The 14,047-nt window shown below is 59.3% G+C and carries 12 protein-coding genes and 10 pseudogenes; 9 read left to right on the top strand and 13 right to left on the bottom strand.

Annotated elements, in window-relative coordinates; all coding sequences use genetic code 11:
* From NKH93_RS33580 to NKH93_RS33570, 3 genes and pseudogenes are all read left to right on the top strand, one after another.
* The coding region (locus NKH93_RS33580; protein ID WP_352976196.1) for a biotin/lipoyl-containing protein at positions 1-590 on the top strand (590 nt) is incomplete at its 5' end.
* Positions 591-815: 225 nt separating this feature from the next.
* Positions 816-1,189, top strand: a pseudogene (locus NKH93_RS33575) (aldehyde dehydrogenase family protein); the annotation flags it as partial.
* A 36-nt stretch (positions 1,190-1,225) separates the two neighbouring features.
* Positions 1,226-1,522 (top strand): annotated as a pseudogene (locus NKH93_RS33570) (IS5 family transposase); the annotation flags it as partial.
* Positions 1,523-1,546: 24 nt separating this feature from the next.
* Here NKH93_RS33570 and NKH93_RS33565 read toward each other — a convergent pair.
* A pseudogene (locus tag NKH93_RS33565) lies at positions 1,547-1,807 on the bottom strand (ATP-binding protein); the annotation flags it as partial.
* On the opposite strand from NKH93_RS33565, the pseudogene NKH93_RS33560 reads away from it, so the two are divergent.
* Positions 1,799-2,213: pseudogene (locus NKH93_RS33560) on the top strand (transposase); the annotation flags it as partial. The pseudogenes NKH93_RS33565 and NKH93_RS33560 sit on opposite strands and share 9 nt — an antisense overlap.
* A gap of 4 nt (positions 2,214-2,217) precedes the next feature.
* Here the strand turns inward: NKH93_RS33560 and NKH93_RS33555 are convergent.
* Positions 2,218-2,605 (bottom strand): annotated as a pseudogene (locus tag NKH93_RS33555) (transposase); the annotation flags it as partial.
* Between the two features lie 2 nt (positions 2,606-2,607).
* Between NKH93_RS33555 and NKH93_RS33550 the strand changes: the two are divergent.
* Positions 2,608-2,738, top strand: a pseudogene (locus tag NKH93_RS33550) (IS110 family transposase); the annotation flags it as partial.
* A 448-nt stretch (positions 2,739-3,186) separates the two neighbouring features.
* Here NKH93_RS33550 and NKH93_RS33545 read toward each other — a convergent pair.
* The 5 genes from NKH93_RS33545 to NKH93_RS33525 form a co-directional block, all read right to left on the bottom strand.
* Positions 3,187-3,381, bottom strand: a complete 195-nt coding sequence (locus tag NKH93_RS33545) for a hypothetical protein (RefSeq protein ID WP_352976191.1) — start codon at positions 3,379-3,381, stop codon at positions 3,187-3,189.
* 34 nt (positions 3,382-3,415) lie between these two features.
* A complete protein-coding gene (locus NKH93_RS33540) occupies positions 3,416-4,417 on the bottom strand; it encodes an alpha-ketoacid dehydrogenase subunit beta (protein WP_352976186.1) in 1,002 nt (333 codons plus the stop codon).
* Positions 4,418-4,423: 6 nt separating this feature from the next.
* Complete coding sequence (locus NKH93_RS33535) at positions 4,424-5,440, bottom strand: thiamine pyrophosphate-dependent dehydrogenase E1 component subunit alpha (protein ID WP_352976179.1); 1,017 nt, start codon at positions 5,438-5,440, stop codon at positions 4,424-4,426.
* A gap of 317 nt (positions 5,441-5,757) precedes the next feature.
* A complete protein-coding gene (locus NKH93_RS33530) occupies positions 5,758-6,465 on the bottom strand; it encodes a class I SAM-dependent DNA methyltransferase (RefSeq protein ID WP_352976176.1) in 708 nt (235 codons plus the stop codon).
* A 1,202-nt stretch (positions 6,466-7,667) separates the two neighbouring features.
* Complete coding sequence (locus NKH93_RS33525; protein WP_352976171.1) at positions 7,668-7,868, bottom strand: hypothetical protein; 201 nt, start codon at positions 7,866-7,868, stop codon at positions 7,668-7,670.
* 176 nt (positions 7,869-8,044) lie between these two features.
* On the opposite strand from NKH93_RS33525, the gene NKH93_RS33520 reads away from it, so the two are divergent.
* Positions 8,045-8,215 (top strand): hypothetical protein, encoded by a 171-nt coding sequence (locus NKH93_RS33520; RefSeq protein WP_352976163.1) that lies wholly within the window; start codon positions 8,045-8,047, stop codon positions 8,213-8,215.
* On the top strand, positions 8,181-8,537 hold the full coding sequence (locus tag NKH93_RS33515; protein WP_352976159.1) for a transposase: 357 nt from the start codon (positions 8,181-8,183) through the stop codon (positions 8,535-8,537). Before NKH93_RS33520 ends, NKH93_RS33515 begins: the two co-directional genes overlap by 35 nt.
* A gap of 332 nt (positions 8,538-8,869) precedes the next feature.
* On the opposite strand, the pseudogene NKH93_RS33510 reads toward NKH93_RS33515, so the two are convergent.
* The 6 genes and pseudogenes from NKH93_RS33510 to NKH93_RS33490 form a co-directional block, all read right to left on the bottom strand.
* Positions 8,870-9,028: pseudogene (locus NKH93_RS33510) on the bottom strand (IS1380 family transposase); the annotation flags it as partial.
* An 82-nt stretch (positions 9,029-9,110) separates the two neighbouring features.
* Positions 9,111-10,244, bottom strand: coding sequence for a hypothetical protein (locus NKH93_RS33505; protein ID WP_352976155.1), 1,134 nt, complete (start codon positions 10,242-10,244; stop codon positions 9,111-9,113).
* A gap of 901 nt (positions 10,245-11,145) precedes the next feature.
* Positions 11,146-11,478: a LysR family transcriptional regulator gene (locus NKH93_RS33500; protein WP_352976150.1), complete on the bottom strand. Its 333-nt coding sequence runs from the start codon at positions 11,476-11,478 to the stop codon at positions 11,146-11,148.
* 165 nt (positions 11,479-11,643) lie between these two features.
* A pseudogene (locus NKH93_RS34470) lies at positions 11,644-12,260 on the bottom strand (transposase).
* Positions 12,175-12,621, bottom strand: a complete 447-nt coding sequence (locus NKH93_RS34465) for a transposase (protein ID WP_502896546.1) — start codon at positions 12,619-12,621, stop codon at positions 12,175-12,177. Before NKH93_RS34465 ends, NKH93_RS34470 begins: the two are co-directional and overlap by 86 nt.
* Before the next feature lie 315 nt (positions 12,622-12,936).
* Positions 12,937-13,179, bottom strand: a pseudogene (locus NKH93_RS33490) (IS630 family transposase); the annotation flags it as partial.
* 71 nt (positions 13,180-13,250) lie between these two features.
* Here NKH93_RS33490 and NKH93_RS33485 point away from each other — a divergent pair.
* Together NKH93_RS33485 and NKH93_RS33480 are read left to right on the top strand one after the other, a co-directional pair.
* A complete protein-coding gene (locus tag NKH93_RS33485; RefSeq protein WP_352976143.1) occupies positions 13,251-13,433 on the top strand; it encodes a hypothetical protein in 183 nt (60 codons plus the stop codon).
* Positions 13,390-13,737: pseudogene (locus NKH93_RS33480) on the top strand (transposase); the annotation flags it as partial. The gene NKH93_RS33485 and the pseudogene NKH93_RS33480, both read left to right, overlap by 44 nt.
* Positions 13,738-14,047: the final 310 nt, after the last annotated feature.

Raw genomic sequence — 14,047 nt, 5'->3', positions numbered from 1 at the left:
AGGCCAGTCGCGCGGAGGTCGAGGAAAAGCTCGAGCGCAAGCTCAGCGAGTTCGAGTTCGCGTCGTGGCTGATGTATCCGAAGGTGTTTTCCGATTTTGCCGCCGCGCAGGAGACCTACGGGCCGGTCAGCGTGCTGCCGACGCCGACCTATTTCTACGGCATGAAGCCGGAAGACGAGATTTTCGTCGATATCGAAAAAGGCAAGACGCTGGTGGTGCGCTGCCTTGCCATGGGCGATGTCGACGAAAAGGGCATGGTCACCGTGTTCTTCGAGCTCAACGGGCAGCCGCGCCGGGTGAAGGTGCCGGACCGGGCGCATGGCGCGTCCGCTGCCAAGGCACGGCGCAAGGCGGAGCCGGGCAATGAGGCGCATGTCGGCGCGCCGATGCCTGGCGTCGTCTCGGCGCTTGCGGTCGCTGCCGGCCAGGCGGTGAAGGCCGGCGACGTGCTGCTGTCGATCGAAGCGATGAAGATGGAAACAGCGTTGCATGCCGAACGCGACGGCACCATAGCCGAGGTGCTGGTCAAGGCCGGCGACCAGATCGATGCCAAGGATCTCCTCGTCGTTGTTGAGGCTGCACGCCCATGACTTTGGAAGCTCTCGGACTCCCACATAACCTGTCCGAATCTCCGTCCAGTCGCTAAGAACCTTACCGCTGCATCGACCGGCAGCAGGGTCCAGCGTTCAAAATACTCGGCCAAGGCCAGGTGTCCCTCCGCTACTGTTCACCATGGGCAGCGGCCGGTATTCCGATGAAGTCCTGGAAATTGGTGTTATGTTAATGGAGCACGCGCCACCGCTCGTCGCCGGTCTATGTTCACACCTGCCCGGATGGCAGGTTTTCCCGATGGCGTTCTCAACTTGATCCACGCATCGGAAAGTAACGCGGTTGGCCGCGAACTTTGCTCAAACCCCAAGGTTCGCAAGATCAGCTTCACTGGGTCGACCGAGGTCGGGGCGGCTGCTCATGAGGCAGTGTTCAGACCAGATCAAGAACCAGCTTCGAACTCGGTGGCAACGCCCCTTTCATCGTCTTTTGATGATGCAGATGTCGATGCCGCCGTCGATGGTACGGTACAGGCAAAGTTTCGGAATGCGACCAGACCTGCGTTTCAGCCAATCGGCTTTACGTGCAGTCCAGGGTGTATGATGAATTCGCCGACAAATTTACCAAGCGTGTAAGTGCATTGCGCGTCGGTGACGGTTTCGAGCCAGATGTTGCGATCGGCCCTCTGATCCAGCCGCATCTGCCCAACAATGCTCGTGGCGTAGCGCGGGTTGATGACCGCAAGGTTCTCAACGGCATCCTGTGGCGTTTCCGAACCGGGTCGCCCTGGGCCGATGTGCCGGAACGCTACGGCCCCTACACCACCTGCTATAACCGGTTCGTGCGATGGCACAAAGCAGGGCTCTGGGATCGGCTGCTGGCGGCTGTTTCCAAGGCTTTCGACGGCGAGATCATCATGATCGATAGCTCCTGTGTCCGCGTTCACCAGCATGCGGCCACGGCGAAAGGCGGGCCACGACGATGGTTGCCTGGGACCGCTGCCCCATTCGCCCACCGAGCGGTTGGAGGTGATCAGGATCGATCTCTCGCTCATAACGCCGCGACACTAGCTGGAAGAACAAATGTTCGGCATTGGCTGCGAACGGGAGATAGCCGAGTTCTGGAAGATCAACAGTTTCGGCCGCGACAGGGTCGTCAGCTGCTTTTCGAGTGAACCGTCGTCATAGGCCTTGGCCAGCATCGCCACGAGCGTGGTCGCCGTGACGAACTGGACTCTATGGTTCTGCTGAATCGACTGCACGTCTGCTTCGAGGCCGGACCGACTGGTTACGGACTTTGCCGTCAGGTCCGCGATCTTGGTCACGACTGCATGGTGGTTGCGCCCGCCCTGATTCCGAAGCGGTCGGGCGAGCGCATCAAGACGAACCGATGGGACGCGGTCACTCTGGCGGCTGCATCGGGCGGGCGAACTGACCGGAGTGTCGGTGCCGGACGTAGTCCCACGAGGCGTCCGCGATCTGGTCCGGGCTCGGGAATCCGGAGCCGACGACCTGCGCCGCAAAGGCCAGCAGCTGCTCTCCTTCCTTCTGCGCCATGATCGGATCTACGAGGGCGGCGGTCATTGGACATTGGCGCACCGGCGCTGCCTTGCTCGCCAGAGCTTCGAGCATCCGACGCAGCAGATCGTGTTCCAGGAGAAGATCGACGTTTCCAGGCGATGTCGCGGACAGCTTTGGGTAACCCCTCGAGCCGGACCCTCAGGGCCTCGCTAACCCTGGCGGGATAGCGGTAAGTCCATGCCGCTTCGACCAAGGCGCGGCGGGCGCGACGATTGCCGGCGAGTGTAAGGCTCGATCTGCGGACCGTGTCGCCGGTCGAACGCTCCCCCGGCACCAGGCCGAGGAAGGCCATCAACTGTGGCGGTGTATCGAAGCGGCGCACATCCCCGATCTCGGCCGCGAAGATCACTGCGACCAGGAACGAGGCACCGCGCATCGCCTGATAGGCCCTCGACGACCCGCGTCATGGACCAGGTGGGCACGACGGCGCTCAGCTGCTCGTCCAAGCCGCGTAGCCGCTGAGCCGCGTCCTCGATCGGCGCAGGTCCGGCTCTGCGCTCGCTGTCGTCGCCTCAACGCCGCCGGCAAGAAGCCACGGTGGTCGTGGCCGCGATCGCGCGCGAGATGGCCGCCTTCCTGTGGGCCATTGGGCAGGAGGTCGAACCGTCATATACGAGTCTCGACGCACAGGACCGGCGGTGGGGCCACCGCGGGGAACTCCCGTCGCTAGTTATGTGGCCGAGCCAATCCGCCCGACGCCCGCCCTGTAGACCGAGGAAAGCCCCGAGACGAAGACACGGAAGGCGGTATCCAACCCGCGGATGAGAGTCTGATCAACCGTTGTCTCTGAGCTCCACCCCGACCCTGTGCAGTTCCATCCAATCCGACTGCTTTGCACACTCGCGCAACAGCAGTTGTTCCCTCTCGCCTTCAGCCTTGACAGCGAACATGAGAGACTAGCAAACCAATGATTGCATCGGAAAAATAATTGTTGCGCCGGATCGCAGTATTCGTCATCCAGCAATTAAGGTCGGGATTGCCTCCGACCGGCTATGGCTTTCCGCAACGGGGTCAGTTAGACCTCGGTAAACGAGCGGGACATCAGCCTACAAATCGTTCAATGACCGTTTGATCTCGACGGTCTCGCCTTGCGGCGCAACGATTTCTCGTCAAAAATACCGCTCGCTGGCGCATCCACTTCTATAGTGGTTGTGCCTGTCTTGGCTTCGACGATTCGATCGCACCGCACCGCAGCTCCGAAGCTTTTCAGCGAGCGAAACATTCTGGAGGGTAGGTTGATATCGATTGTCATTCTTGCTTTCCATTCTGCTGAGTCTTTGAGGATGTCAGAGCAGCCGCCGTACGGCGGCGAGAATGTGATCCTTCGTCGGGAAGAAATCCTTCTCAAGGGCAGGACTGAATGGGACGTGAATATCTGGAGCGCTCAGGCGCAGGATCGGGCGCTTCAATAGATCGAAAGCCTCCTCCGCCATCACTGCGGCGATTTCACTTCCGACATTGCAGACGCGGTGCGCGTTCTCAACTATCAAAAGCCGTCCGGTCTTGGCGACTGACGTTTTGATGGCCTCATGATCGAGCGGCTTCAACGTCCGTAGATCGATCACTTCGACCGAAACGCCTTCCTCGGCGAGCGCGTCGACAGCTTCCATCGTCGGCCGAATGACACTGGCAATAGCGATAAGGGTTACGTCTTTTCCTTCGCGCTTCACATCCGCTTTGCCAATCGGGATCAGATGGTCCGGATCTGTGGGGACATTGCCCTTGAGCGGCCACAGGCGAGTGTCTTCGAAGACCATTACCGGATCGCCGTCGCGAATGGCCGATTTCATCAGCCCCTTAATGTCGGCGGCGCTGGTCGGGCTGATGATCTTGAGGCCCGGCACATTCATAAAAAGCGGATAAGGCCGGTCGGCATGCTGCGCGGCCAGGGATCCCAGCGATGACATACAGCAACGAAACACGATGGGAATGTCGATCTGGCCTCCAGTCATATACCGCAATTTCGAGGCCTGGTTGATGATCTGATCCGAGGCGAGATAGACGAAGCTGGCACCAGAGAGGTCTACGATCGGCCGCAATCCGTTCATGGCAGCGCCGATTCCGAGGCCGGTGAAACTGCCTTCTGAAATCGGCATGCTCCAAATCCGGTTCTTACCAAACCGCTCAATAAGTTTGGCGCCGCCATGAACCGAGAGCTCCTCTCCCATCAGGACGACGCGCTCATCACGATCCATTTCCTCCATCTGCGCCTGCACGAGCGCGTCAAAATACGTCATCTTCATATGGGTACCGGGCATCGCGTCGAGTTTCTGGGCGTCAATTTCCATGTGGAATTAATTCCTCTCCAGCCCAGCCACGAAGCCGTGATGGCCTGCAAGGGGCGAGTTGAACATGTAATCGGCTAAAGTTTCGGGCCGAGGCATGGGGCTGGCCAAAGCAAATTGTACAGCTCGCTTGACGGCTTGGACGACTTCGTCCTCGACTGCTCTCAGACTCTTTTCATTTATGCCTTCATCGAGGAGCAGAGTGCGATATAGCAAAATCGGATCCCGGTCGCGTCTTTGAGCCTCGACTTCTTCAACCGATCGATAAGGCTCCCCCGGAATCACCAAGCCGACATCGTGCTCATCGAACCGATAGGTGTTGGCTACTACCAGAGTAGGGCCCTCGCCCGCACGTGCTCGCGTGACGGCCTCTGCCGCAACTTCATAGACGGCGCCCACACTCTGCCCGTCAACCGTTACCCCTGGCATGCCGTAGCCCGCTGCCCGCAGCGCGATGTCCGGCTGCCCGTGGCTTTGCGCCACCGAGGTGGTCATTGCATAGCCGTTGTTCTCGCAATGATAGATAACCGGAAGCTTCCACAGCGACGCTATGTTGAGACTCTCATGGAAGGTACCCTGGTTCACCGCCCCATCGCCGAAGAAGCAAAGGGTAACCTGATCGACGCCGCGCACCTTGGCGCTGAACGCACACCCTGTGGCAAGAGGAATGCCTCCTCCGACGATACCCGATTCACTGATGATCCCGACCGAATTGTCTGCAACGTGCATTGAACCGCCGCGCCCCTTGCAAATGCCGCCCTCCTTTCCCATCAGCTCGGCCATGAGCTCATCCAGATGCGCACCCTTCCCGATCGGATGGCCGTGCGAACGATGCGTCCCGGTCATCGCGTCATCGTCCCGAAGGGCGAGACATGCCCCTACGACAGCGGCTTCCTGACCCACGCTCGAGTGGAACCAACCAGGGATCTTGTCACCTTTGAACTGGCGCATACCCTCTTCTTCGAAACGACGAATGCGAAGCATCCGCCGATAAGCTTCAAGTCTCTGATCACCGTTTAATTTCATGATCCAAACGTTGCCTCCAATATGAAAGTAAAAGGTGCCATTATGAGAACGCAGATCCTAATCCAGAATTATTCATGCACTTTGCTCGTTCTCTCATACATCGGAACAAGACCTTGCTGATAAACTGGCGACCGCGCGATTGGTTGGTGACAGTATGGACGAGAATTGTGGCTATGCGACCTCAGCGTTAACGGCCTTCGGCGATTGGAGACATCGGGTTAGCCTTGCTGTCGCGTGAACTCCCCCGGGCCGTCCGGGATGATCTTGATGCGTGGCATCGGCTGCCAGTTTCGACAGCAAGATTTGCGGTAGCGTCGTCATCGCCTCGGCTCATCTGGTGCGCTGGTCTTCTCGGGCACCCGGAAAACCCAGTAATGCGCGTCCTCCTCGGCGACGTATCTGCCGTTCCTTAGACACTGTGCCAGTATAAGGACGCCCTCATCCTGCAGACGTCCCACCTGGCCTTCAAAGGATGTCGTCTCCGCATAGCTCTTGCGGGTGCTTGCAATGACGAAGCCGTTCGGGCGGGTGACGCGAGCCAGCTCGCGCAACCCATCCGGTCGGACATGCCCAAGCGTGAGGACACCGCAGCAGACGGTTAGGTCATAGCTCGCGCGGGAGTAGTCGGAGAGCGGCCCGTTAAGGTCGACATCGCCTCGGACATGGCGGTAGACGTCGGTTTGCCTGGCCTTTTCGGCCATCTCTTCGGAGAGATCAAACCCGTCAATCAACCGGAAGCCGAGGCGTTCCAGTTCCACCCCGACGAGCCCTGTTCCGCAACCAGCGTCCAAGATTGCCATCGCATTTCGCTGCCCGGCCAAATAGGCCGTCTGCACGGCGCCTGCCAGTTCCGCCACGATCATCGGTCCGCAGTACCCGACGCGGGCCTGATCCAGATCGAAGGCACTCGCCCATCCGCGATAGAGGTGGGCCAAGCGACCGGCGTCACCATCGAGGGTATGCGATGCCTTCATGCGCTCTCGTGCGGCTTGCTCCGGTGCTGTCTGCTGATCCAGGGTGTTCATAATAGTTCCTCTGTGTAAGGGCAGATGGGTGCGGCACTGCCTTCATGGGCGCGCAATGGCCGCGGCTGAAGCCACGAACTGTTCCTTGCCATTATGCGGGAGCATGGTTGTTTGACCATGCGAAGGCGTCTAGACACAAGGTTCGTCGACGTCCTCTAGCGGAAACATATGTCCACCCTCTCGGCTTGATCCGCCCGGCGGGATTGGTCAGCAATCCCTGACCTGGCTGCTGCCGGACCTGCAGCGACGCTCTCCACGATAAGCCATCGTCACTCCCAAGATTGGTAGCAGAAAAAGACAATCTGTTATTCTCAAGAGCGACTGTACCAGCGGAATGCAGGAGCAATAAGCTGATTTTTGTGAATTTTACATTACATTAGATTACGATTTTTAAATACATGTCGTACTATATTTAATCTTCCGAAAGTGCGCCGACATAGCTCGGTAACAACACCGCACAAGCTTCCGCTTGATGACGTTGTGTTGGAATTAATCCGCAGGACACCCCGGCAGGAGACTAGCCTCGGTGCCGGGCCGGTACGCACAGGGGGCGTGTTGCGCGTCAATCTCAGATGCTCTTTTCGAGTTCTGGGGCAAACTGGAAGGAGATGTCCGATGATGCCACGGTCAGCGACCTGGAAGGCACATTGGCATATCCGATGTCGGGAGGGGCATCCACTCTTTGCCGCCGATCAGGGTTCCAACGGCGAGTTCTGTCATAACCCAGGCTTTTGCGCAGAACCCGCCAGCCGCTCGATCATCCGACCGGCGAGATTGCAGCCGCGCATAACAGCTAGGCGGCGTCATTGATCATCTAATCTCCGTGTCCGGCGTCGCCAGAAAATGCGCTGAAGCGGTCTTGCCGATCTGGGTGGTGTAGCTGTCCTGTGGATTGGCATTGCGCACCGCAGCTCGGCCGACAGCACAAGCTCGCGCACCAGATCGCAACGGAGCCTCTGACGCGCGGGCCCGCAGCGCGTGCGCTGCACTGTCACCTCTCGCGCTTGGCGCCGCGCCGACGGCGATTGCTTTACCACGCTGCGGCTGCGTCTCCTTCTCCATGTCCGACGACCTCGCTGGCCTGATCGGCAGCGACACACATAGCGCGACGATCAGGATGAGACGCCGTATTGCCTCAGCGAGGAGTGCTCCCGAGCAACTCTGCCGTTGCCTCACCAGGATGTTCCCGTGGTCGCGACCCGTCACTCTGTCATTGCCTGGAAGGTCGCTGCTGACAAAGTTGTGCCGAACACCATCTCATGAGCCTTTTCCTTTCGCCCCATTTTGACGCGACGTTGCAGCGTGCGCAGAAGGAGACTGGGATATTTCTCCGGGTATTCCGACCGCAGCCGCGCCAGCAATTCCCGATTCGTTTGCCACGGCCCTTCTTCAAAACCAGCCACGTAGCTCTTGGCTGATCCCTGCAAATGGATCAGGACGCCGCCGTTCCCGCTTCTGTTTTGGTTTCGGCTTCGCAGTAGGTCGTATTTCGCGCTCCCTCCATGCGGTTCGCAAGCCTGAAAGGAACTCATCGAGCGCCAGTACAGGCACGGCGAAGATTGCTGGCCTGATCGAGATCGTGCGCGACGAGACCGACGCCCGCTTGCCGAAGGCGGCTCGCTTCGCCCTGTCGGCCCTTGCCGATCAGATCGAGGCGCTGAAGGAACAGGTCGACAAGTTCGAGCGGGAAATCGTTGCCGAGGCGAACGAGACGAGTGTATGGACGACTGGCTACGATATCGGGTGTTAGCGCCATCACGGCTGCAGCCATCAAGGCGCCTGTTCCGGATCGCGGCGGGTTCAAGGCCGGGCGGCACTTTGCGGCCTGGCTCGGATTAATACCGAAATCTTATTCGAGCGGGGGCAAGGAGGGACTGGGAGATATATCGAAGATGAGCAACCCGGAGCTTCGTTCCCTGCTGGTGCTCGGCGCGACTACCGTCCTGCGAATACGGACGGGGCAACGACAAGGCGCCAGAAATGGCTTGCCGCGCTTCTGGCGCGACGGCCGTTCAAGGTCGTCGCTGTCGCGCTCGCTAACAAGATGGCGCGGATTATCTGGGCGCTGCTGAACAAGACGAGACATATCGGGGTCTGACGGAGGCGAGCAGCCTGGCAAGCGCTTGAGCCGAAAAACGACCCGGACGAGCTGACCGGAGCGGTAGCCGGCAGAGGTGAGGTGCACGAAACAGACGATGATTCCATGGGACGAAATCCCGAGGCGAGAGAGGCCAAAACGCCCGATGCGCACACAGCGCGCCGTAATGATCAGCCACTCGCATCGCGGACTTCATCGAGGCCAGCGGTTACATGACCGCGCTGAAAGGCCGAACAATGACCGCACCGCTCCCGCGTTATCAGCCGTCTGAAAAATGCACTTGCCTAAGGGGCCTACGTTCCACATATGGGCGTTGAAGAGCGACTGGTGCTGGAAGCAGTGAGCGACATCAAGCGTATCGTCGATGTCGAGCGTCGCTGTCTCGTGCGGCGCGGCAATAGCTCGACAGCGACGGTGGACCAGAACATCGCCGAGTTGAATGACGGTCTTGAGGTCGGGCAGGTTCCCCGACGGCGCCAGTCGTGCATACCGGGGATGATTTTACCACCGATGGGCTTTGTCGGCAGCCAGCGCTAACGGTGCCAGACTACTGGAAGCGACGACGATATTCAGCATATTTTGCTGCCAATTCTTCCGCGCGGTCTTCGCACTCGTCCAACGCCATTGCGTCGCAATCGTAGGCGAGCAGCTCGCGCATAACTTCCGCCGACTCTGCCGTGAAGCGCACCGTGCCATCGCATTCCACGGCCTCAATACCGTCGTATTTCTGGCATCCCCTGTTGACCTCCACCGCATCGTCCAATGACAAGCCTTCAGGCAGGTCGATCGAAATGCCTGTCGGAGCAACCCTAACCGGATAGCCTCCCACGAGACCCAATGGACCCGGCGCATGCACGACACGTTCTACGCGATCAGCCAGCGCACGAAGAACAGCTGTTGCCGATGATGCAGTCACCGATTCCCCTTCAAGGCCTCCAACCCGCCGAAAACGTCCGGCAACGTTCGCGAAAATCACATCGTGGCCCATTTCCTCAGGCCAAATTCTTTGGCCCTCCCGATATATGGCGAGATGGTAAGGAGCACCGTCCGTGGAACCGGTCCTCGGCATACGACAACTGACGTAGTGTTGGGCAAAGAACCGCACGTCGATCGCTTTCAGTTTGCAATCCAGAAGATGCGCGGCCGCCAACCTGATGCCCGGTACGGCATTGGCGACGTTACCGATGCCAATCGTCGGCGAGAGACCCTCGGCTGCAAGGGCGGCATTTGTTACATCAGGGTAGGATGCATTCACGACCGCGCTCTCAAGTCCGGCTTCTCGCACAGCTCTCATCAGGCGGCGCACGAGAACAAGATGCATTGGCGTCCAAACGCCGCCGCGTGCTCGATCGATCTGCTGATAAGCATCGGGCGGCAATTGGGCTATCACCCACCATGAATGCAATGTCGTTGCATTGAAAATGATGTCAGGACGGAGAGCCGCCAGTCGATTTGCTGTAGCCTCTATGTTCATGAGATCCATGGGCACCACCTCAATGGTCGGATGGTGGCCGAGGTTCAAGGCCGTGTGCCTAGCCAGATTGACCTTTAAAGAGGCCCGCTCCATATCTTTTGCTCCGACGTGCAGATCGTAAGGTCTGCCGCTTTGACTGAGAAAATCAAGGACCGCTCGACCTAGCACGCCGTGGCCAATAATCAGGATATTCACGCGATCTTGCATCGAATATCTCCCAGATCGTTGTTGAATAATGTCCAAATTTATGATTCGCGTGCTCATAGTATGGCAGTGTTGTTTTTCATTCGAGTGCACCTGTCATAAATTTGCGTTAAATGAATGTTGAATTTGTGATTTTTAAGTTAAGATAATTCACAACTGGTGAACGATACTGATGGCCTTTTGTCGCTGCTATGCCTTGCACCAATCTAAGTTCACGGCGATACTCTCTTATGCCAAAGGGGTTGGAACGGAACGGGTCTGAGGTTGCAGCTATGTGATCGAGCCGTCTAGGGGTGAAAGTGCCTCCCTGCCAGCGCCGCCGGAGTTCATCGGCGGTTTGCACGCTTGTGCGATCGCGCACCGATCCGACCGCAGATGAGGTTCGGTCCGGCTTCGCTCGCACCGGCCTGGTTTTCGCCGAGCATTCCGGGTGGAGCCGATAGCGCTGGGAAAGAGTTTCGGCGGCGGGCTCCAATCGGGGGCGATTATCATTTACATCGGATAATTTTCTGCCGGGGCGTCCAGTTCGAGGTCGGTAATCCTCACGAGCTTGCTGTCTTCCACCAAATTCGCACCAGTCCGTGCCCCCCCGGCAACGCTGATCAACCTGGGCAGCTTGCAAAACCACCCGTGGCATCCTCGCAGCCGGGTTCGATCCATTCGAGGTGCAGGCCGGGAAGTCTGACAAGCACTTGGCCGTCGCGTTGTGTTGCTCCTGGGCGAAGGCGGGACCGCGGGCCGGGTGGATCGCCAAACAATAGGTCCGCTTCACTCGGTAGGCCACGAGGCGAAGCCATATCGGATGCGCAGCTTTATCTCAGCGTGGCGATAGTCGTGTGACTTTCGGAAATTATGGTCGACTGGAATAGCGTCGTGCTGTGCTCCAAAACACGGCACATGCGCGTCAGCCAGATCGGCGCGAACCCATCGGTGACGTCCGCGAACGACCGCCGCGTTTAAGGGTCGTGGCGACATCGGACGCCCTAGAAAAAATGCTTGCCAGCTCGGTGTAGAGGTCATTGCCCGCGCTGGTAAGCACCAGGTCGGTTCCTGGCCTCACAAACAGCGGGACACCAAGCTCGTCCTCAATGACTTTGATCTGCCGACTGATCTCTCCCGATGTCACGTTCAGCTCGGAAGCTGCAAGCTCAAGTGAAAGGTGGCGTGCCGATGCCTCGAATACCTCGAGGGCAGTGATGACAGTGAGGGGTAGGATATCACAATACCGATGGGCCATTGAACACTCCAATCTGATCGGGGGTCGCGAACCAGCCGACCGGCTATCCACGTCGACCTCTGGCCAATAAAGGACTCCGCCAGTCTACCCGCGTTGAAAGCGAGACCGATGAGTCACCACCAGGCACCGCGACGGAGCTGCGGCAATCGGCCATACCCACGCAAGTTACGTGCCCGCTGGCGCACCGTTGGGAGTTGTACTACGCGTCCACACCGACACCCGGCCCGCGCGACCATTTCGTCGGGTTTCCGATATCCTTGTCCGACTTCGCACAAAAGTTTGTGGGATATTGTTCACGTTGAGGAGGTGGGGTCTGGTCACCGTATAAGGAGTATGACGAAGGCCGGTTACTCGGGTTGTAGCGCCCGTGTGCCTGCCGGGGTGGTCGGCGCGGCAGGTCTGCCACGAAACATGGGTCGTGGCCGTTGCGTGGAGGAGAGGCCGGCCGAAACGCAACACAGTGCGACGCGACCGCTGTAACCTGATGACCGCACTTGCAGGTTTGCGGTCCTTCCAGGACACGAATTCCAATGAATGGCGGATCAGGTGCACAATGCAAGTCTGCACGACCGTTTGCGGGAATACGGCGTTGATCGTTTCTGGAAAGCCCTTCAGGCCCTCGACGACGGCGATCAGGATGTCGGCGACACCTCGGTTCTTCAGCTCATTCATGACGCGCAGCCAGAATTGGCGCCTTCAGTCTGCTCGATCCAGATACCCAATATCTCCTTGCCGCCGTCGGGCAGGATGCCGAGCGCGATATAGATCGCCTTGTTGCGCACGAAGCCCTCGTCGCGAATTTTGACCGGATGGCGTCGAAGAAACCAAGGGAAAGCAGGCGTCCAACGACCTGCTCTGCCATTCGGCGATCTCCTCAAGCACGGTGTCGGTGACGGCCGAGATCAGGTCCGGCGAAATGTCGATGCCGTAGAGTTCCTCCAAGTGGCCACGGATCTCGCGCACGCTCATGCCGCGCGCATACATGGATACGATCTTGGCGTCGAAATCGGGAAAGCGGCGCTGATACTTTGCGATCAACTTCGGGTCGAAGGAGCCGGCACGGTCACGCGGGATCGAAAGTTCGAGCTTCGATGTGCCCGTCAGAACCGTCTTCTTCGAATGTCCGTTGCGCCGGTTCGCCAATCCTGTGGCTTGCTCCTCGTCAAGATGATCGTCGAACGTTCAGTATCCCCGCTCCGAAAGCGCCTTCTTCAGATCGTCGAGCAACCCGTCCTTGGCAAACAGCTCCTGTGGGTCGCGCCCGGCAAGCAACCAATCCAGTACTCCTTCTCAATGGCCATGCGATGATTCTCCTTCCATCATCATGGCCTCACGCACAAGATTCCTGACAGTCCCAGGGCAGATCACAGAATCGGCGGCCTACCCGGACGCCGAGGAATGGGCACTGATCAGGCCGCTGTTGCCAGCAAAGCGGGGTCGAGGGTGCCGGCGGAGGATGGTCATGCCCGTCAGCCGCAGCGCGCCGGTGAAGCGAGTTGTTTTCCAGTGGCCGTGCGGCACGCCGGCCCGGCAGCGCTCGCCGCGCGGCGTCCTCCCACGTAGGCGGGCCAATTTTGTGGACAGGCCGGTTTCGTCGATGAAGACGAGCTTCGCCGGATCGAGTTCGAGCTGACCGTCGAACCAGGCCCGGCGGCGCTTCAGGATGTCGGGGCGATCCTGCTCCAGGGCATGTGCGGACTTTTATGGAATGGCCGCCCTCCTTTGAGGCATCGGCTAGGATGCCGGTGTTTGGAACCGGAGAAGGGCGAGCCATGACGATCATGATACTGGGAATTGACCTTGGCAAGAACAGCTGCAGCGTTGCGGGATTGGATGCAGACGGGAAGGTGGTGCTGCGCCGCCGCATGCAACCGAAAACAATTGTGAGCTTCGCCTCGAAGCCTGCGCGTCGTCGCCGCTGCAGGGGACGGCACGACCTTCGCAAGCGCCCGTGATCTCGGCGCATGGGCTAGGGCTCGTCCCCCGGCAACATACCACCGGCGGCAAACCCAGGCTGCTCGGCATCTCCAAGCGCGGCAACAAATACCTGCGCACGCTGCTGATCCATGGGGCAAGGGCGGCCTTGCCGTCGCTGGCCCGAAGCCAGACGTTGCTGGGCGCGTGGCTGCGTAACTGCTCGACAGACGGCATCGCAACACGGTGGTCGTAGCGCTGGCCAACAAGCTCGCCCGCACTGCATGGGTAATATTGCGTCGCGAGGCACCCTTCGAGGCCGACCGAGCCATGGCAGCCGCCTGAAACAATTAAGGTCAGCGCGGCGCGATGGACGCCGCCCGACCGATGATGTCGACTCCTACTCTGAACCGTGCCGCCGCTTGCCGCGCCGACATGCCCTCGTCCGAAGCCTTCAAGACCCGTGACCATCGTCCACCTCCATTGAGGTAGTCGTTGAATCAGCACAACGGGCCGCCGCCACCTCACAATCGTTTCATCGATCACAGGAACTGCTTGTCTTATGACTTTCGCTGCCGAATGGGTCAGAAAGGAACGCTGAGAGAGGGTAGCCGCCCTCCCTCAGCGGCGAGGGTCGGATCGGTGGAATTGCTGA

The organism is Mesorhizobium sp. M0954 (genome assembly GCF_040319155.1).
Lineage (GTDB): Bacteria > Pseudomonadota > Alphaproteobacteria > Rhizobiales > Rhizobiaceae > Mesorhizobium.
Note: the sequence above shows the minus strand (reverse complement) of the source record. Positions and strands in the feature narration are given on the sequence as shown.